18 protein-coding genes and 1 tRNA gene are annotated in these 20,286 nt (G+C 44.3%); 16 read left to right on the top strand and 3 right to left on the bottom strand.

Annotated elements, in window-relative coordinates; translation table 11 throughout:
* Positions 1-134 precede the first annotated feature (134 nt).
* The 8 genes from prmA (at position 135) to kdsA (ending at position 7,356) form a co-directional block, all read left to right on the top strand.
* Positions 135-983: a 50S ribosomal protein L11 methyltransferase gene (prmA, locus tag M2133_RS00900; RefSeq protein WP_277464073.1), complete on the top strand. Its 849-nt coding sequence runs from the start codon at positions 135-137 to the stop codon at positions 981-983.
* A gap of 101 nt (positions 984-1,084) precedes the next feature.
* A complete protein-coding gene (locus tag M2133_RS00895; RefSeq protein ID WP_277464072.1) occupies positions 1,085-1,324 on the top strand; it encodes a YtxH domain-containing protein in 240 nt (79 codons plus the stop codon).
* A 4-nt stretch (positions 1,325-1,328) separates the two neighbouring features.
* Positions 1,329-1,718, top strand: coding sequence for a phage holin family protein (locus tag M2133_RS00890; protein WP_277464071.1), 390 nt, complete (start codon positions 1,329-1,331; stop codon positions 1,716-1,718).
* The gene (locus M2133_RS00885; protein ID WP_277464070.1) at positions 1,715-2,077 is read left to right on the top strand and encodes a hypothetical protein; all 363 of its coding nucleotides are present in this window, start codon (positions 1,715-1,717) and stop codon (positions 2,075-2,077) included. Before M2133_RS00890 ends, M2133_RS00885 begins: the two co-directional genes overlap by 4 nt.
* 255 nt (positions 2,078-2,332) lie before the next feature.
* The gene (gene gap, locus M2133_RS00880) at positions 2,333-3,337 is read left to right on the top strand and encodes a type I glyceraldehyde-3-phosphate dehydrogenase (RefSeq protein WP_277464069.1); all 1,005 of its coding nucleotides are present in this window, start codon (positions 2,333-2,335) and stop codon (positions 3,335-3,337) included.
* Between the two features lie 137 nt (positions 3,338-3,474).
* Entirely contained in the window at positions 3,475-5,565 is a 2,091-nt protein-coding gene (locus M2133_RS00875) for an ATP-binding protein (protein WP_277464068.1), read from the top strand.
* Between the two features lie 56 nt (positions 5,566-5,621).
* Entirely contained in the window at positions 5,622-6,533 is a 912-nt protein-coding gene (miaA, locus tag M2133_RS00870) for a tRNA (adenosine(37)-N6)-dimethylallyltransferase MiaA (RefSeq protein ID WP_277464067.1), read from the top strand.
* Position 6,534: 1 nt separating this feature from the next.
* Positions 6,535-7,356 carry a 3-deoxy-8-phosphooctulonate synthase gene (gene kdsA / locus M2133_RS00865; RefSeq protein ID WP_277464066.1) on the top strand — a complete coding sequence of 274 codons (822 nt, stop codon included), beginning with the start codon at positions 6,535-6,537 and terminating at the stop codon, positions 7,354-7,356.
* Here kdsA and M2133_RS00860 read toward each other — a convergent pair.
* Entirely contained in the window at positions 7,333-8,064 is a 732-nt protein-coding gene (locus M2133_RS00860; RefSeq protein ID WP_277464065.1) for a class I SAM-dependent methyltransferase, read from the bottom strand. The genes kdsA and M2133_RS00860 overlap by 24 nt on opposite strands.
* Positions 8,065-8,580: 516 nt before the next feature.
* On the opposite strand from M2133_RS00860, the gene M2133_RS00855 reads away from it, so the two are divergent.
* The 5 genes from M2133_RS00855 (at position 8,581) to M2133_RS00835 (ending at position 16,481) form a co-directional block, all read left to right on the top strand.
* Positions 8,581-9,894: a trypsin-like peptidase domain-containing protein gene (locus M2133_RS00855; RefSeq protein WP_277464064.1), complete on the top strand. Its 1,314-nt coding sequence runs from the start codon at positions 8,581-8,583 to the stop codon at positions 9,892-9,894.
* Positions 9,860-13,720 carry a PKD domain-containing protein gene (locus M2133_RS00850; RefSeq protein ID WP_277464063.1) on the top strand — a complete coding sequence of 1,287 codons (3,861 nt, stop codon included), beginning with the start codon at positions 9,860-9,862 and terminating at the stop codon, positions 13,718-13,720. Before M2133_RS00855 ends, M2133_RS00850 begins: the two co-directional genes overlap by 35 nt.
* 234 nt (positions 13,721-13,954) lie before the next feature.
* A complete protein-coding gene (locus M2133_RS00845; protein ID WP_277464062.1) occupies positions 13,955-14,353 on the top strand; it encodes a hypothetical protein in 399 nt (132 codons plus the stop codon).
* Positions 14,354-14,357: 4 nt separating this feature from the next.
* Complete coding sequence (locus M2133_RS00840; RefSeq protein WP_277464061.1) at positions 14,358-15,044, top strand: GH25 family lysozyme; 687 nt, start codon at positions 14,358-14,360, stop codon at positions 15,042-15,044.
* A 57-nt stretch (positions 15,045-15,101) separates the two neighbouring features.
* On the top strand, positions 15,102-16,481 hold the full coding sequence (locus tag M2133_RS00835; RefSeq protein ID WP_277464060.1) for an ADP-ribosylglycohydrolase family protein: 1,380 nt from the start codon (positions 15,102-15,104) through the stop codon (positions 16,479-16,481).
* Positions 16,482-16,512: 31 nt separating this feature from the next.
* Here M2133_RS00835 and M2133_RS00830 read toward each other — a convergent pair whose 3' ends face one another.
* Positions 16,513-17,469 (bottom strand): hypothetical protein, encoded by a 957-nt coding sequence (locus tag M2133_RS00830; protein ID WP_277464059.1) that lies wholly within the window; start codon positions 17,467-17,469, stop codon positions 16,513-16,515.
* Between the two features lie 229 nt (positions 17,470-17,698).
* Here M2133_RS00830 and M2133_RS00825 point away from each other — a divergent pair, with 229 nt between their 5' ends.
* The 3 genes from M2133_RS00825 (at position 17,699) to M2133_RS00815 (ending at position 19,549) form a co-directional block, all read left to right on the top strand.
* Positions 17,699-18,061, top strand: coding sequence for a LytTR family transcriptional regulator DNA-binding domain-containing protein (locus tag M2133_RS00825; RefSeq protein ID WP_277464058.1), 363 nt, complete (start codon positions 17,699-17,701; stop codon positions 18,059-18,061).
* 2 nt (positions 18,062-18,063) lie between these two features.
* The gene (locus tag M2133_RS00820) at positions 18,064-18,951 is read left to right on the top strand and encodes a hypothetical protein (protein ID WP_277464057.1); all 888 of its coding nucleotides are present in this window, start codon (positions 18,064-18,066) and stop codon (positions 18,949-18,951) included.
* A 106-nt stretch (positions 18,952-19,057) separates the two neighbouring features.
* Positions 19,058-19,549 (top strand): hypothetical protein, encoded by a 492-nt coding sequence (locus M2133_RS00815; RefSeq protein WP_277464056.1) that lies wholly within the window; start codon positions 19,058-19,060, stop codon positions 19,547-19,549.
* Positions 19,550-20,015: 466 nt separating this feature from the next.
* Here the strand turns inward: M2133_RS00815 and M2133_RS00810 are convergent.
* Positions 20,016-20,090: transfer RNA gene (locus M2133_RS00810), tRNA-Pro, on the bottom strand.
* Positions 20,091-20,286 lie beyond the last annotated feature (196 nt).

Genomic DNA, 20,286 nt, shown 5'->3' with positions numbered 1-20,286 from the left:
TGCCAAAAGAAGAAAATACACGTCCTAATCCGGACAGTCATCAGAATCCAATATGAAAAATGGAGTGAAATCATCATTTTTCACTATGTTTGCAAGGACAACAACCTATATACACGATATAAATCAGTATCAACATGAATTATCAGGCACTTAGTTTCACCTATATATCTCCGCTCGATTTGGAAATCATCAACGATGTATTGGCTGCCGAACTGGGAGAGATCGGATTTGAGAGTTTTGTAACGCACGAAAACGGGCTGACAGCCTATATTTCCGAAAACAATTACGATCCGGCCATCCTCGATGAGCGGCTGACGGTTTTCCCGTTGGAAGGGGTCGAGATCCGGTACGAAAGCGAACTCATCGTTGGGCAGGACTGGAACGAAGAATGGGAAAAGAATTATTTCAAGCCCATCCGGATCGGGAAAGACTGCATCATACGCGCGTCGTTTCATCCCGAAGAGGAAGGTTTCACCTACCCCATCCTGATCGATCCCAAGATGGCATTCGGCACCGGCAACCATGAGACGACTTTCCTGATGATCAGCGAGATACTAAAAATCGACATGGAAGGCAAAGAGGTATTAGATATGGGATGCGGCACGGCTGTCCTGGCGATCCTGTCGGCCATGAAAGGGGCGAAACGGATTGTAGCCATCGATATCGATGAATGGGCGTATGCCAATGCCATCGAGAACTGCAAACTGAATCAGACCGAACAGATCCGGGTCGTTCTGGGTGGAGCGGAAAAGATCGCCGACTATCCGCCTTTCGATCTGATCTTTGCCAATATCAACCGGAATATCCTGTTGGCCGATATGGCGGAATATGTACGGAATCTGAAACCCGGAGGTTATTTATATATGAGTGGTTTCTACGAAGAAGATATTCCGGTAATCGAAAAAGAAATGACTGCCCAGGGATTGACCTTGGCATCAGTGGCCGGGAAAAACAATTGGGTGGCGTTGAAAACCAAAAGATAAAACATCTTTTAACGTGAATTGAAAGCCCCCCTTTAAACTATCTGCAGAGATTAAGCGTTATTATAATATAAAATGGTATAAACATTAAAAGACAAAAGAGTATGAAAGGTACAGATTCAAAATTGTTATTAGGTCTTGCGATTGGCGTTGCAGTAGGTGCAGCAGTAGGTTACCTGGTGGGTTCAGACAAAGGTGAGGAACTACTTGAGGAACTGAAAGACATGGCAGGCAAAGCAAAAGAAGGATTCAACTTAGCCGTCGAAAAAGCGAAAGAAACCGGCCAGGAAGCGCTCAAAACAGCGAAGAGCTACCGGGCTGCCCATGATGTAATCGACGAATAAATCCATGGAGAAAGATTTAGGACAGGTCTTCAACGCGTTGAAAGAAGATATTTCGACGTATGTGGAGATTCGATTCAAATTCTATAAGCTTTCTTTCTATGAGAAAGCGGGGAAACTCGTTTCTTCGCTTTCTTATATTTTGGCTTTGGTCGTACTTATTTTTATGGCCACTTTCTTTCTCTTCCTGGCGCTCGGCTTCTTACTGGGCGAATGGTTGGATTCGACCGGTGCCGGAATAGCGATCGTTGCCGGAATATACCTGATCCTCATCGGTATCTTGATTATGAATAAGAAAGGATTCTCCGACAAGATCATGAACAATGTGATCGCTGCGCTCGACGACGACGACGATGACGATGATGAGGACCCGAATCAGAATGAGACTAAGATATGAAAACAGGACAAACCCCATTGGAAGCGCTTCAGGCCCGGAAAGAACAACTGCGGTTTGACGGGTACATACAAGAAGACCGGATTGGTGCCCATATCAAATATATACAACAGCATGGCACGCGATTGGTGCTCCAGAGCGTCGCTTCCGCGATTCTCCCGGGCAGTTCGAAAGCACCAAACGACCCGTCCAAAACCTCTACCCGCCCATCCGGCCTGACCGACATCGCGATGGGAGGCATTTCTTCCCTGATGAAAGGGAATAAAGGCATTTTACCCCTGATCTGGAATTTCGCCCAACCCTTTATTTTGACCTGGGGAATAAAAGGAGTGAAGAGACTCTTGTTCAGGAAAAGAAGATAGAAAAGAGAAGATAGGCATTGGAAGATTTAATTTATGTTAGAGAGCATATTTTTATCCTGTTATAGTAAACAAGTTATAAAAAACATAATTACCTTTGCAATCGAAAATTCATGAACAAGATGAAACGTTATGTGATCTTTTTCGTAACATTTTTATCAATGTTACTCTCGTTGGTTTCATGTGCCACTCCTTGTGGCTGTTAGAATCGGAATTAGAAATAGTTTTTTTAAAAACCCATAAAAAAGTTTTATTACAATGATTAAAGTAGGTATTAACGGTTTTGGCCGTATCGGACGTTTGGTTTTCCGTGCTGCTCAAACAAGAAGTGACATCGAAATTGTAGGTATTAATGACCTGATCAGTGTTGAATACATGGAATACATGTTGAAATATGATACTGTTCATGGCAAATTCAACGGTACTGTTGAAGTAAAAGACGGCAACCTGGTTGTCAATGGTAAATCTATCCGTGTAACTGCCGAAAGAAATCCGGCTGATTTGAAATGGGATGCTATCGGCGCTGAATATGTTGTGGAATCAACAGGTTTGTTCCTGTCTAAAGATACAGCAAAAGCTCACGTTGATGCAGGTGCAAAATACGTAGTGATGTCTGCTCCTTCTAAAGACGATACCCCTATGTTTGTATGCGGTGTGAACCTGGATGCTTATGTAAAAGGCACTCAGTTCGTATCTAACGCTTCTTGTACGACTAACTGTTTGGCTCCGATCGCCAAAGTATTGAACGACAAGTTCGGTATCACTGACGGTTTGATGACCACCGTTCACGCAACAACCGCTACACAGAAAACGGTTGACGGTCCTTCTGTAAAAGACTGGCGTGGTGGCCGTGCAGCAGCAGGCAACATCATTCCTTCTTCTACCGGTGCAGCCAAAGCAGTAGGTAAAGTTATTCCGCAACTGAACGGCAAACTGACAGGTATGTCTTTCCGCGTTCCGACTCTGGACGTTTCTGTGGTTGACTTGACGGTGAACCTGGCGAAATCAGCTACATACGAAGAAATCAAGGCTGCCATGAAAGACGCTTCTGAAAACGAATTGAAAGGTATCCTCGGTTACACTGAAGAAGATGTCGTATCTTCTGACTTCATCGGTGATGCTCGTACGTCGATCTTCGACGCCAAAGCCGGTATCGCTTTGACTGATAAATTCGTGAAAGTGGTTTCTTGGTATGACAATGAGTGGGGTTATTCAAACAAAGTGTTGGAACTGATCGCTCACATGGCCAAAGTAAACGGATAATATAATTATCTAAATAAAATTGAAGCCGTATCATTTCGATGATACGGCTTTTTATTTTCATGGCCTATATACTTTCTTATAAAAAAAACATGTTTATATTTGCTCCCATATTAAAGGATCCTGACAAAATATAAACCATGAAACTTATCAAAGATTTTATCTCCGGAAAAAATACGAATTATGATTCGTTAGGTAAGACTGTTCAGGAAATATTTCAAATATTTCTTCACTCTCCTAAAACGCTTGCAGCCACAGAAGGATTAGCCAAAGTATTGTCGTTTTTTGATGCAGACCGCATCTATATTGGTTATTTCAATGATGAGGAGTCGACCATCTCTTTTATACATGAGAGTACGGCCGAAGGGGTTGAAGATGCCACAAGCCTGTTGAACAGACGGTTCAAACATAAAAAGATCTATGAAGAAAAAGATTATCCGTTCTGGATCGGCAATATTAAAAACGGAATCGACACGATTATCTCCGATGTCGACAAACTGCCGATGATCTCCGATACCGAAATACCGTTAATGAAAGAGAATCATGTGCAATCATCCCTCACCACTTCGATTCATAAAGAGGGAAAAGTATGCGGTTTCCTGGGTATCGAATACGTCAATAGAAAACATAAATGGAAAGCTTCGGATATCGAAGCGGTACATTTCTTTGCCAATATATTCTCGGTGGTGATTGAAAATGAATATATGCACAAAGAAATTATAAATTCTTCGCTGGAAGCATTCAAGAATGAAAGGATTTTCCAAATCATTTTTGAGACTTTGCCGGTCGGTATCGAATTGTACGATGAAAACGGATTGCTCCGAAAGATCAATCCGTACGACCTGGATCTCTTAGACGCCAGGGAAGAAGATATATTGGGCGTCAACCTGTTTGAGAATCCGAATATCTCGAAAGAATGCTTCGAGCAGATCAAAAAAGGAATACCGACGACCTTCGAGAATGATTATCATTTCGACAAAGTCAATGCCGGTTATTATCCTTCCGGCAACAAAGGCAAGGTGATGCGCTTACTGGGCAAATGTACGCCGTTGAAAGACAAGGACAATAAGGTTTTCGGCTACCTGCAATTGGTGCACCACGATACCAGCTACTACCAAAAGAAAGAAGAATTGAGAGCCAACCTGGCCAAATTGCAAATGGCTATCGATGCGCAGGAAGCATTCTTCTGGGAGTATGATGTGAAGAACGACAAGACGATCATCGACATCAAGTCGTTGGAACGGACGCACAAAGAACATCTGCACGCTTTTCAGAAGCTTCATTCGGGCAATAAACAGCATTATTTCGAATATGTTCATCCCGAAGATGTCGACAAACTGAAAAAGGAAGTAACGAAAGTGTTATCCGGCCAGATCGATTCGTGTAAAGAGTCGTACCGGGTATCGATAGAAGAGAAGCAGTATTGGCTTTCAACCTGCTTCCAGATATTCACGTACGACGACAACAAAAAGCCGGAGATCATTGTGTGCCTGACCACCGACATCACGGAGCAGCGGGAGAAAGATCTTGAGTTGATAAAGATCCGGGAGTTCAATCATATCCGCACGACCTTCGTTTCCAATATCAGCCACGAGATCCGCACGCCCCTGAATGCGATCCTGGGCTTCTCGAAGGTCATTGCCGACTCGAATAAAGCCGAAGAAACGCAATACTTCAACGATGTAATCCAGCAAAACAACGGGATATTGTTGCACATGATCGACAGCATCCTGAGCTTTACGCAGATCGAAGCCGGCCCGATCCCGTACAAAAGAGAGATGACGGATCTGAAAGAGATTTGCCAGTCGGCACTCCACCTGAAATCATTCGCCGACCGGCCGGAGATCGAATTTGTGTTCGACCGCGACCTGCCTTCCCTGCCGGTCTATACCGATAAGGAATACACCAAACAGGTGATTTATCATCTGTTGGACAATGCCAATAAGTTCACCGCCCAAGGCCGGATCGCGCTGGCGTACCGGCTCAACGAAAATGGCGAGGCATTGGTCGAGATCTCGGATACCGGCATCGGCTTGACGCCGGAAGAAATCAATAAGGTGTTCGATCAATTCTACAAGATTGATGACCTGCAACGCGGGGTCGGACTGGGACTGAGCATTGCCCAACGTTTTATCAGCGATCTGGGTGGCCGGCTCGGGGTAGAATCGAAGAAAGGCGAAGGATCCCGCTTCTGGTTTACCCTGCCCTGCAGCGAACCGGTCGAAATATAAACGGATAACGTCAGGAATTTCCATATAAGCGGCGTTTGTATTATCTTTGCTCTGGTATGGGACCCTATCAATTAATCACAATCGTAGGGCCGACCGCATCGGGGAAAACACCCTTTGCCGCGGCCCTTGCTGCAGAGCTGGATACGGAAATCATCAGCGCCGATTCGCGCCAGATCTATCGCCAGATGGAGCTGGGCACGGGAAAAGACCTGGCCGACTATGTCGTCGACGGCAAACCGATTCCCTACCACCTGATCGATATCTGCGATCCCGGATATAAATATAATGTATTCGAATACCAGCATGATTTCTTCCGCGCGTATGAAGAGATCCGGAGTAAAGGTAAACTGCCTATACTCTGTGGCGGAACAGGTATGTACATCGAAGCCGTGCTCAAAGGGTACAGACTATTGGACGTCCCGCAAAACCCGGCTCTCCGGGAGGCTTTGAAAGACAAAACACTTCCGGAGCTGGAAAAGATATTGGCGTCTTATAAGGTATTGCACAATAAAACGGATGTCGACTCCGCCCAACGGGCGATCCGCGCCATCGAGATCGAAGAATATTACCTGACCCAAGCCCCCGAAGCCAACGAATATGCTCCGCTGAACAGCTTGATTATCGGGATCGATATCGACCGGGAGCTCCGCAGGGAAAAGATATCCCGCCGGTTACGCACCCGCCTGGAAGAAGGCATGGTAGATGAAGTAAAGAATATCCTGGCCACGGGCGTCAAACCGGAAGACCTGATCTACTATGGCCTGGAATACAAATACCTCACGCTCTATGTCACCGGCCAGCTCACGTATGAAGAAATGATTAATCAACTGGAAATCGCTATCCATCAATTCGCCAAGCGACAAATGACCTGGTTCCGCGGAATGGAACGGCGAGGCTTGACGATTCATTGGCTGGATGCGACATTGCCTACGGAAGAAAAGATAAAAAAAACAATATCACTCCTATAAAATGACAATACAAGACTTACAAAACAGTTCGAATTTCTTCCTCCTTGCCGGTCCCTGTGTGATCGAAGGTGAAGAGATGGCCCTGCGGATCGCAGAAAAGATCGTTACCCTCACGGAAAAACTCCAGATCCCCTATGTTTTCAAGGGATCCTACCGGAAAGCCAACCGCTCGCGCCTGGACTCTTTCACCGGCATCGGCGACGAGAAAGCATTGAAGATACTCCGTAAGGTCGGCGAAACCTTTCAGATCCCGACCGTAACCGATATCCATGCCAATGAAGAAGCCGCCATGGCCGCCGAATATGTGGACGTCCTGCAAATCCCGGCTTTCCTGTGCCGGCAGACCGATCTGTTGGTCGCCGCCGCCCAGACCGGTAAGATCATCAATATCAAAAAAGGACAATTCCTCTCCCCCGCCTCCATGCAGTTTGCCGCGCAGAAAGTGCTCGACGCCGGCAACCCCAACGTGACACTGACCGACCGGGGTACTTCGTTCGGCTACACTGATCTGATCGTTGATTTCCGGGGTATCCCCCAGATGCAGGCATTCGGCTTCCCCGTCATTATGGATGTCACCCACTCCCTGCAACAGCCCAACCAGACCTCGGGCGTAACCGGTGGCCTGCCCACTATGATCGAGACCATCGCCAAAGCTGCTATCGCTGTCGGCGCCGATGGGCTCTTTATCGAGACCCATCCCGAACCCAGTCGGGCCAAGTCGGACGGCGCCAATATGCTGCCCCTGGATTTACTCGAGAATCTGCTCACCAAACTGGTTCGGATCCGGGAAGCCATCGAGTCAATCCACGGTAAGCTTCGCTAAATAGTCGTAATGCTTTCCGTTTTTAATCCGTTCTGCTTTGAAGCCATTTGCGGAGGCATAAAGCTTTAAGGTTTGGAAATCAATATACAACCAGTCGAAGGGTTCGCCTTTTATCTCTTTGTATTGCATCTGAAAGTCAATCTGTCCATAATAATCCCCTGCGATATCCATAAGGAAACTTCCATCTTCTTCTTCATAAAGATATTTCAGATCGCTGGAATCCATAAGGATACATCCGCCGGGGTTAAGCAATTGTTTCATTCGTTGAAAGAATTGTGGCATATTTTCTATGCGTCCGATGATGCCCGAGCCGTTCATCAACATCAGAATCGTATCGAATGTTTCCTGGAATTTTTCGTCGAACAGATTTACCCAATATGCGTTTTTCACGCCTTGCTTTGTCATCACATCGACCGACAAGGGAGAGATATCAATGGCACAAACTTCTTTTCCGGATTCCTGAAGCGCAAGAGCATGACAGCCGCTCCCTGCACCGACATCCAGGATCTTTCCGGTGGCGAGTTGTAAGGCTGTCTGTTCCAATATCGGCATCAATTCAAACGGACGGAAGAGTTGTTTAACCGGTATTTCGTCTTCATCGAACTGGGATGAAAAGACGCGTAAACGATCCGCCTTTTTGTGATGGTAATAATCAGCTATAGCAGCCCCCATAGGGTCTTTTTCGGCTTTCAGTAGATTCTTGTTCATGGGATAATAATGAAACGATACATATAGACTGCAAAGGTATATAATAGTTCGAAATATACCGACGGCGTGAGGGCTTGAACAAAAGAATATGCACAGCAACAAATAACCCAAGACTCATAACCCACTGAAAATAAGGAACTAATATTCTCTTCACAAACTACCGGTAGTTTGCGAACAAACTACCGGTAGTTTATCAACAAAGTATTAGTAGTTTGTGCGCAATCTACCGGTAGTTTGAAAAAGGGGGTATGGAGAGGTTTAAACCGCTTTCCGGAGACTATCATTCCATTTTTACGATCCGACATTTTCATTTGCGAAACAAAATATTTTCAAATGCATATAGTTTCTTTTTCAAAAAATAATACATATATTTGGACGCAGCGTTTGTAAATCAGTCGATGTTCCTTTTTTCAAATAACAGTTTGATAGCTCTTATTACGATATTTCAGCGAACGAGACCTAAGACTACAAAGGGATAGAGAATACCTTTTTTTTCATTTTTAATATAGAGATAATATGAAGAAACGACTAACATTTCTTGCGTTCCTGTTATTCCTAATTATGACAGGACCATTCAGCGCCAATGCGCAGATCAGCGAAGGAGGACTTCCTCCCAGTTTTGAACATTCGTCCATGTCTTTACGACGGATGGCTCCGAAGCTCTTTACGGCAAAGATTGATTTCGACGTCAACGAGCTTATACTCGAAGACCTTGAAAGTGAGACGATGGGGGTACCGCTTCGTGCGGCAGTTTCAATCCCCACGAACATCAGCCTACAGCAAAGTGGCGAGTGGACCACGCTGTCGAACGGCCAGCAGATCCTCCGGTTCACCATCAGTGCACCGGGTGCTATCGCAACACTCTTGACCTACGAGGATTTCTACATTCCCGAAGGGGGCAAGCTGTTTATCTACAATGCCGAGCAGACACAGGTATTGGGCGCATATACCGACCGGACCAACCCGTCGGGAGGTACGTTCTCTACCCAGTTGCTTTCGGGTGATCAGTTTACCCTGGAATACGTGAGTCCCTACAAAGCGGACGAGAACATTTTTGTGGCGGTAGAAGACCTGCCACGCATCAACATCTCCAGTATTGGTTATGGCTATAACTATATGGAGACCTACGACACCGGTATGCAAACACGGGCGGGTGAATCCGGCAGTTGTATGGTGGATATCAATTGCGAAGAGGGCGACAACTGGCAGGTTGAAAAAACCGGTGTAGCCAAATCGCTTACCCGTATTGGCGGCGCCAGCGGCGGATGGTATCTTTGTTCGGGTACTTTAATAAACAATACAGCCCAGGACCTGACACCTTTCTTCCTGACTGCCTCTCATTGTTTCACAGACAATAGCAACAGAGACGTGACAGCGGAAGATCTTTTACTGGCACAATACTATTTCGACTACGAGTACGACACTTGTGGTAGCATAGTTGTTCGTTCGGATGTAAAAACGCTTATCGGATCGGAAATGTTGGTACGGATTCCAATCGATGGAGCTTCCGATGGCGCTTTGTTGAAACTGGAAACTCAACCCGATTGGCCGGTTTATTACAATGGTTGGGACAGAACAAACACGCCCATGACAAGCGGTGTTGGTATCCATCATCCGCAAGGGGATGTAAAAAAGATATCAACGGTAACTACTCCCGCGGTCGATGCGTCTTGGGCCGGAAGCGACGGCTCAAGAGGTGCTGAAAATGCCCATTGGAATGTCTATTTCTCACAAACTCAAAACGGCTATAGCGTAACCGAAGGCGGTTCTTCCGGTTCGCCTCTGTTCAACCAGGATGGCTTGGTTGTCGGAACGCTTAGTGGGGGGTAGCTCCAGTTGCAGCACGCCGAATGGACGTAACCTCTATGGCAAGCTGTATTACCACTGGGATCAGGTCGACGATTTAGATCAACAGATGGCTGCTTACCTCGACAAAGGAGCGACCGGAGCAACCACGTTGGAAGGCACCTATGAAGGAGGTGGCAAAGCGACCGCTTTCTTCAAAACGAACGCGACGGAAATCTATGTTTACAAATCCATCACGTACACCGACCTCTCCAGCCGGGCCACAAGCTACGAATGGAGCTTCCCCGGAGGCGACATCACCAGCTCGACAGAGATTGGTCCGCATACCGTCACCTATAATCATCCGGGCGAATACACCACAATGCTGACAGTCAATAAAGGAATGGAGAATGAGGCAGTGTATACCTTGACGATTAACGTTGTCGAAAAAGGGGAAAACCCGGTAGCGCCGAAAGCCTCATTTGCGATTGAAAACGCGGTTATGCAAGAAGGGTTCGATAATGTGGAAACTGCGAGCGATTTCCCGCCGGCAGGTTGGACTGTCACCCTGGGTGAAGACGCAGGAAGCGCCAACCAATGGGTACCGGGCAATCCGGGTTCTTCTACACCGACGTTTAATACGATCAACCCGAACAATGTCGCTTCGGCTATGGTTGTTTATGATGAAGCTGCGCCTGTCGATACCTGGTTGACAACTCCGTTAATGAACATACCGGCGAATGCCAAACTTGAATTCTATGCCGGGTATTCTTCCTTCCGCTTAGAAGGAGGTATTTTGGCTTGTTATATCCTGGAGGCCGAACAAGAACCGGTTGAGATATGGACCAACGCAACGGATATCGGCGGCTCACTCGGCTGGAATTGGTATCTGCAAAAGGTCGATCTATCGGCTTATGCCAATAAAGAGGTTCAGATAGCCTGGCAGTATTATGGACAGACGGGCAACCTGGCAGGCATTGATGGTGTCCGGTTAACAAAATTGAACCCGGGTGAAAAGGTAACGATCAACGTGGGTGAATATATCCAACTGATCGATCTCTCCACCGGTCCGCCGATCCTGTATGATTGGACCTTCGAAGGAGGTAGTCCGGAGGTTTCCACGGAAGAAACCCCAATAGTACAATACCTCAATCCCGGGACGTACGATATCACCCTGTATGTAAAGAACTACCAGGGAGAAGACAGCTACACCCTGGAAGATGCCATTACGGTAATACAGAAAGTACCGGTAGGCAGCTTTGAAGCGATTGTAGAAGGGGGATACACCCTGACCTCATACGGCCCGTTCGCTCCGAAAGAGGCCAATGTCTATTTTGCCGATAAATCAGAGAATTACCCGACCCAATGGGATTGGCATTTCGATGGCGGAACACCGAGTGCTTCCACGGCGCAAAACCCGGGCAAGGTAGTGTACAACCAAAAAGGCAACTTCAATTTCGAATTTACGGCAAGCAATAATGTAGGAAGCGAGACCGTAGAACTCGAAGACTTCGCCAAGATCGGTTATACCTCCGGAAACATCTGGAACATGAGTTACGGAGAAAAAACAATGGAAGCCCATGCATTTAGCGGCGGCTATTACACCGGAACAAATACGGGTAACTATGGTAAAATGGCCGAACGCTTCGAAGCTCCTGTCGAAATGGGCTTTATCGAATCGGTCGACCTGATGATTCTGACCGGCGACCTAACGGGCGGAAATGACCTGACCGTATCCATTGCTCGCGAAGCGGGTAGTTTGCCTGGCGCGATCATCCAAACGAAAGTTCTTCCGCTTTCCGAAATCAATCCGGATGGATATACCACCGTGGTATTCGACGAAGCGGTAGCTGTAGACGAAGCGTTCTATATTGTGGTCGACGGACTTAGACAAAACAAAGCGACAGTGGCGATTGCCGCTTCCGAAGCCAGAGAAGGCGTGAGTCCGAAGAATACGGCTTATGCGGAATACTATCTGGGTATTTTTGGCATGTATTTCCGTATCGGTTGGTATCCGTATACCAATTCAGCCGTATCAGGCATGGCTCTTTCTTTGAATATTGCTCCTAATTTCACCTATACCCGCTTTGATTTGGAAGGCGACTTATCGGTAAAAAGGAAAAATATCGATAAGACCACGGCTACCGTAAATGTGAAGACGGCTGCACCTTGGACAGCAACTACCGATTCCTGGATTACGATTCAGAACGGAGAAGGCAGAGGTGACGGAAGCTTTACGTATACTGTAGAAGAGAATACGGGCAAAGCCAGAAGAGGCTTGATCAAAGTAGCACTAAGCGGAGGAACCATTGCCAAATATATCCTTGTTGAACAAGCCGCAGTGACCCCGATCAACCTCAGTGCCGAACTGGATGTAGACGGAACAGTTGAGCTGAGTTGGGAAACAGGAATCATAGATACAAAAGCTGCTTCTGTAGCCACTATGGGACAGACAACCCATGCTGTCACAGTAATAGACCAACAGGCAACACTGCCGGAATATACTCCGGAAGAGCTGCAGCTTATCGAGGATATCAAATCCGGTAAGATCGATATCACGCAATTGGGTATTACGGATGATCCTGAAATGATCGAAGCTTTAGAAGCAATGCTTGAAGATTTGATCCATGGCGTACAGGGCTATAAACTGGAAGTTGCCCAAATCGATCAGCCTGCTGTCGAGACAAAAGCGAAAAAGAAAGACAACAACACGGCAAGAGAGATCCCGACAACCGACCTGGGTTATACCGATGGCATATCGACAGGTAATTCTATTGGCGCAGCAGCCGGAGGCGAGTTTGAAGTAGCGATCCGATTGACTCAGGAAGAACTCTTGAACTATCATGACGCGAAAATCAAGTCTGTCAATCTATTCCTTATGTCGGAACCGGTGGATGGCATTACCGTAAATATCCGTCGCGGGCAAACGATTATCCATTCCCAAAAGGTCGACAACCCGACAGTCGGTGAGTTTATGCAAGTTGAACTGAATAAAGAAGTACGTATCCACGCGGTCGAAGACATGTATATCGGATATGCATTCGAACAGAAACCGGCCACCAATGAGTCGTACAACTATGTTCCGGCAGTCGACGCAGGACCTGCCGTTCAGGGTAAGGGCGACCTGATTGCCTTCCCGGGAGTGCCATTCGAAAGTGTGGGCGCTATGGGATTGAACTACAACTGGTTGATCACTGCATCCATAGAAGATAAACCAAGTGACCCGACGATGTACGTGATCTATTTGAACGGTAAGTATCTTACTACGACGAGTGAATTGACCTATACCGGTCAGATCTCTAAGAAAGATAATTACTTCAAGGTAGCGGCTACCAACCTGTATGACTTGGAATCCTTGTTCTCCGAAGAACTGCACGTGGAATACATCGTGCACAAGATCAATATGCCAAACGTGAAAGGTATCTCTTACGATACCGATGTGCACGAGGCTCTTGATGGTAAAGACTATACATTCCGCCTAACTGTCGCTTCCGGATATGATATTTCGAACATGACCATAACGACAAATAAAGGAAATGTCGTGGTGGATAACCTCGATGGCACATACACCATCAAGAATATAACCACCAATGTAAATGTCTCTATCAAAGGTGTAAAGTCTGCTCCTAAAACAAAAGCCGGCTTATACGACACGACCGATAAGAATGCCGTCTGGACTACCGAAGGCCAGATCTTCATCTGGTACAACGGAGAACAGAAGACCGAAAAGGGTGATATCCGCGTATACACCTTCAGCGGACGCCCCATCCTGATCGCCCCGCTTAAAGAAGGCGAAACCGTATGCGAGGCACCGGCAGGCAACTACATCGTTATTGTCGACGGCGAAACCTTCAAAGTGATAGTAAAATAAAGTAAAAAGAGGAGAAGCCCCCCTTCCCCTCCCACTCTACTCAAATACGAGGCTGCCTCACAGGAGGCAGTCTCGTATTGTTTTTCTGAAAAACCGTTACCCACACTTTGCTCCCAAATCACGGGAGATTTTGGGAATACAAAAAGCTTATCCGCGAACATTTCATCTACACCTTTGTTTTACCGGAGAAGATTAATATCTTTACGTTAAGAATTATTACGGATATATATCATAATGACAACAACATCAAGAACCACAGAAAGACACATAGAGCATCTGCGCCCCAATGAAATATTTGTTTTTGGGAGTAACCTTGCCGGGATGCACGCTGGCGGTGCGGCCCATTTGGCAATGGAGCGCTGGGGTGCCGTCTGGGGACAAGGCGTAGGCCTGCAAGGCCAAACCTACGCGATCCCAACCATGCAAGGCGATGTGGAGACCATAAAGCCCTATGTTGACGACTTTATTCAATTTGCCAAGGACAACCCGGACAAATTATTCCTGGTCACTGAAATAGGCTGTGGCATTGCCCGCTTTCAACCCCAAGACATTGCTCCATTGTTTAAAGAAGCTATACCGGTCAACAATATCCACCTGCCCGAACGGTTTTGGGCGGTTCTTGGCAGCTCCTAAGAATATGAAGACTACACTATATCTACTGACAGTCTTATGTTTAGGGCTAAGTTGCATCTCCAGTACAGAATTGAAAAGAGATGCAAAGTATCATGGGATTGATGTTTCCCGGCATCAAAAGCAAATAAATTGGGAACAGGTGGCGAAAGATCAAAATATTCAATTTGTTTATATCAAAGCGACAGAGGGACAAACACACACAGATCCTAAGTACAAAAGGAACATCAGAGAGGCTCGTAGAAACGGGCTAAAAGTAGGATCATATCATTATTTCCGAACTTCCAGCTCGGCACACGCTCAATTTGAGCATTTCAAAAAGACAGCCAAGAAAGCCGATCAGGATTTAATCCCTTTGGTAGATGTGGAAGAAATAAATAATTGGACACGTTCGCAGTTTCAGGACAGCTTGAAAGTCTTCATTCGTTTGGTGAAAGAGCATTACGGGAAAGCCCCCATGATCTATTCTGTCAACTCTTTTTATAATACGAATTGCGCACCGGAGTTTAACAACTACCACCTAATGATAGGGAGATACAATAACGATCCGAGAAAGCATCCAACGGTTAAAGGCCAAGGGACATATACTATCTGGCAATACTCGGAATCCGGAACCGTAGACGGGATACCCAGACCAGTTGATCTGAATCGTTTTAATCCGAAGTACTCGGTAAAAGATCTGTTATTGAAGTGAATACCTTTTGTAGAATAAGCAAATTAATGAATGGGATATTATTTTTAATACTCGAACATGAAAGATATACTTCGGAAATTATGGCCTCTCAAACAAAAAGAGCCTATTAAACAAAGAGAAGAGATAATGTCAATAGAGCCATCTGCAAAAGAGCCTATTGATCTGATTGCTTTTTTCAGAAATGAACAGGCTGATGTAGAAGGACGTATGTTAGAGGATATTTTGCAGTTTTCGTTTTGGCAGATAGAAAACAAGCATGATTTCATTCAGTGGATTTTCCCCACAAAGGAGAAAAGCCGTTTTAATGGAAAGGCGCCAATATTGGACAAAACATTTGTGTCCCGGTTTCAAAAGGATGAATTGGCGAAGAATAATTTCTGTAGATCTTGTCAAATGTATTTGAATCATATTGGTTTAAACTGTTTGGATAAATGTGTTAGTCCGGATTCTTCAGGCAACAAATTCTATGAAATGCCTACTCACAACTTGCTAAGGATCTCCCGTATGTTGAATTCGCTCAACCAGGTGGGCAATAGACAATGTTCATGGAATATTTACAACAACATATCGAAAGAGGCGAAGTTATATCCGAATAAGATAAATGAAGAGACTCTTTTGTTTTGGAAAGGCACACAAGAAGATAGGTTCGACTATTCCAACCTTATACTGGGTGCCATTGCCGGGGATATTATAGGGTCAAGGTATGAGTCTAAAAATATAAAGAGTGTGGATTTTTCTCTTTTTAGTACGTGGAATAGGTTCACTGACGATACAGTGATGACTGTTGCTGTTGCCGATTGGTTATCATCTGAAGGTTGTTTGCAGGACATTGTTAAGGGTTACGGGCTTAAATATCCACATGCCGGATATGGGAGATTATTTCGGGATTGGTTAAATGAAGAAGACCCACAACCCTATAACAGTTGGGGCAATGGGTCTGCGATGCGGGTGAGTTATATTGGCTGGGCCTTTGACACATTGGATGAGGTATTACAAGTTGCTAAAGAGAGTGCAGAAATAACACACAATCATCCGGAAGGCATTAAAGGAGCACAAGCTGTAGCCGCTTGTGTTTATTTGGCTCGCGTTGGAAATACAAAAAAACAGATAAAGGAATATATTGAAACCACCTTTGGATATGACTTGAGCCGAACTTGTGATAAAATAAGACCTTCTTATCAATTTGACGTGAGTTGTCAAGGCTCTGTTCCGGAAGCGATTATTGCCTTTTTGGAAAGTACGGACTTTGAATATGCGATCCGTCTGGCTATCTCTTTAGGGGGAGACAGTGATACCATTGCAGCTATAACCGGCGGAATTGCGGAAGCCTATTATAAGGATATTCCACTCCCCATAAAACGAGAAGTACTAAAAAGAATACCGGATGAATTTGAACAAGTAATCCGCCAGTTTTATGCGAAGTTCGTACTTCGTTGAAGAACTATTTAGATAATTCAACAAAACACATTCACTTATCTTTGATGATTATTTCTTTTATTAGCTTTCTTTCGAACTTGAATGTGCATTCACGCTCCCAAAAGTGAACTTCCTCTTCTTCAAGATAATAAGAATAGCAATCGCCATATCTGTAAATTCTTGTTATATATGGATTGCCTGTAAATGTCTGTATTACTTCACCTGTTTCTTTATTTATTTTAGTCAAAGCGTCCAAATCATTAAAAGGTGATCCGATTGGATAGACTCTATTGTCAAATTCTTCGTCCCAATAATAGGCCAAATAGGAATTTACGCCTTTTTGTCCTAAGTGATAGTTGGTAAGTAAAAAGTCTATTCGTCCATCAAGATTAACATCTGTAAAAAAGAAAGGGGTCTTCCTTGGGAAAAACACATATTCATCTTCAGTTTTAGATTCTATTTCGTAATCTAAGTATATTGTTTTGCCGATCATCTCATAAATAGAATCCACATCAAATGGAGGAGACTGAATGAAAAAATTATTGTGTGCAACTGATATCACGGAGTAGCTTGTTGCGATATAAATAATTCCTATGCCAATAACTCGACTTGGTTCATACTCACTTCCTAAAAAAAACTCATCAGGGGAAAATAATACTTTTACTTCATATCCATTAACTGGCTGTTTGTATTGAATACAGATATGTCCACTCGAATCTTTCAGTTTTTCCCAATATACTTTTTGTACCGATTCTCCTATGGAATCTACTTTTGCTTCTATTTTAGGAGTAAAGGGTAAAGTTAAATGAGTGTCGTCAGGCAAAAGGGTTCTACCCAGCGGCATATCGGTGGCGGGTGGAATAGCCTCGTTTTCAAATTGTTTTATCACCTCACCGGACGATGTGCGATCGACAACACTACGAGCTAAAGAAGCATGCGAATTGCAAGCGGTTCCTATAAAAGATATTACAATAGTAATGAACGAGTATTTGAGTAAGAATAGGTTCATGATATTTATGTTTTTATAATCGTTTCTCTATCGCAAATATCATGGGTAAAAATAGATCAAGGACATCTTTTCGATATCCCTGTATGAAATGAACCGAGAAATGTATGAAATAAGGGATATTATGATTTGATATTTATTTCATACGGGAAGAAGCCTATTTCATACATTGGGTCACCCAACTCTCTTGTTACGAAGTTTTCTTCACTATATTTGTACTTAACAGAGTAAAATGGGAAACTACTTAATCATATCAACTTCGAATGATCTCATTCGAATCATGCCAGACAGGATTGTTTATATCTCGTCGGATGGCAACTATTCTAACCTGATACAAGCAGATGGAGAATCGAGGTTGCTTTCCTATCAACTGGGACAAATTGAAAAAATGATTAACAGCCAGCTTGAAAGTGAAGGAAGTCTTTTTGTCAGAATAGGTAAATCCCTGATTGTCAATCGTAATTTTATTCATTATATTAATATCGCCAAACAAAGAATTATTTTGTCAGATGCCACAGCAGTTAACTATACTTTATCAGCATCACGCGAAGCTTTGAAGTTGTTGAAAGAATTAATTGAAAAGGAAGGAAAATAGTCATGAAGCAAAATAAGGATATTCAAGATAATGAAATTCGCGTTCTTGGAAGTGAAAGCAAATCTAAACATCCCCCTAAACCTGTTTTGTGGAAGTGTGGGATGTTTGGACTTATCACTATAGGGATGGTCGTTGCATCGATATCATTATTGAAAGATAAAAAAACGGAAAGCGACGAACCGGGATATTTTGAAACTGTGCCTGAAATCATGGAGTCTTCACAACCTAAAATTGACCGGCTGGGAACAGACGTAGATCCTCTTGTTCGCGGATTTACCCAGGCTATCGACACAATCATCAATGATATACCATTGCGTATCTATATCCCACATAATGCGAACATGACACTCCATGTTGGAAATGTAAACAAAGAGGATACATCAATCGTATTTGCAGCTCAGGCTGCGGATATTCGGAGGGACAACAAAAAAATTGTCGGTGCTTTTGTCTTAAAAGGGAAGCCTTTAGCATGGGGATTATCTAAAATCGGCTATTGTGCTATTATCGATGATGAAATTACAATTGGAGTGGCTGACAATTCGCCATTATTTGAAAGTGCAACAGAAAAAGAGGGATATTTTTTTCGACAATATCCATTGGTTAATAATGGAAAATTAGTAGAAAATGAACCCAAAAACAAAGCGATTCGCCGTTCGATTTGCGATCGAAACGGAGAAATTATGATGATTGAAAGCCTGAGTACTGAATCCTTTCACGATTTTGCACAAGCACTGGTTGATCTGGGAGTAAAAAATGCCATTTATTTAGTAGGTAGTACATCTTTCGGCTGGGCTGTAGATGAAAATGATGACCGCATAGAGTTCGGTATTGAGAATAAGAATCTACCTCCAAATACGAGTTACATCATTTGGAGGCGTAATGAAGAATAATTTTAGTAATAAAAAATAATTTTAATAGATGAAAACGTACACATACATCTTCTTTGTCTTTTCCCTATTTCTTTTCTCTTGTGGTAAGAGTAAAGAAAAAGTTGTTGTGAAAGAAGAGAAAGCGATCACGCGCTCGGAACAAGCGAAAGACACGATTCCCCAAGTAGCCAATCAAGAGAAAACAGAAGAAATAGAGGAAGGCTCACTCAACGATATTCGTTTTGGCGATTGGGAAGAAACGGATTGGCACAACAATGACTATTTTCGGTTTTTACGAAAATGCCTCGATGCTTGTTATGATGGGATAGAAAACGAAGACACGGAGATACTCAAGCGTTATGAGTTGCCTTTAAAAAGCAAGTTTGCGATATTCCGGGCAGAACCATTTCTGCTTGGGGGAATGTTTATCACCTTTATCTTCCTTGACAAACCTGAAACACTCTACCAAACAGCAGTGTATAGCAATGTGGATGAAAAGCGGAAAATCGTCACAGGATACAGCTTGTATTCTTTGCGTAAATTGAAAGAGCCATCCCCTCTCACCAAAGAAGAAATACTTGAGATCGTAAAAGAGAATCCGATATTGCAATTATGGTAAAAAAGTTTTTACCCCGGTCTTCACCTTTCACCCGGTCGTCAGATCCCTGTATTGATCAGCGTTTCGGGTGAAGGATAAAAGAATACCTAAAAAAAAACGACAGTGATCTGGCGGTTTCCCGGAAAAGGCCGCCGGCCTTTGGAAAAACCCTGCCGGCCTTTTGGAAAACTCCGGCGGCCTTTTGGAAAACCCTGCCGGCCTTTTCGGAAAGCCTCCATCCTTCGCCAAGCCTTCACCCGAAACGCTGATCAATACAAGGATCTGGCTATTGGGTGAAAGGTGAAAAGGGGTGCGAAACTTTTATGTGTAGGCTGCCAAAAAAACATTGCACTTTGGTCGACCAAAGTGCAATATTTTTTCGACCAAAGTGCAATGTTTTTCGGCCAAAGTGCGATGTTAAAAAAAAGACTTCCCCACAAACAAAAAAGCCAGACAAGTTTCATTTAACTGTCTGACTTTCTGTCTGTCGGGGTACCAGGATTCGAACCTGGGACCCCCTGCTCCCAAAGCAGGTGCGCTAACCGGACTGCGCTACACCCCGAAGGTTTCAACATGTTGGAGTTGCATATAAGGGGTTTCCTCGAATGCGGTGCAAAGGTAGGGTTTTATTTTAAAAAGCAAAACTTATTCTGCTTTTTTTTGGCAATGGAATAGGTAAGAACATGCAGGCAATGCTGACTGAAGCGCGGGTGATTGCGCATAACTTGAATATGGACGAGTATACAAAAAAAGAGGGT

This window comes from Parabacteroides sp. PF5-6 (assembly GCF_029504695.1).
Classification (GTDB): domain Bacteria; phylum Bacteroidota; class Bacteroidia; order Bacteroidales; family Tannerellaceae; genus QVMG01.
Note: the sequence above shows the minus strand (reverse complement) of the source record. Positions and strands in the feature narration are given on the sequence as shown.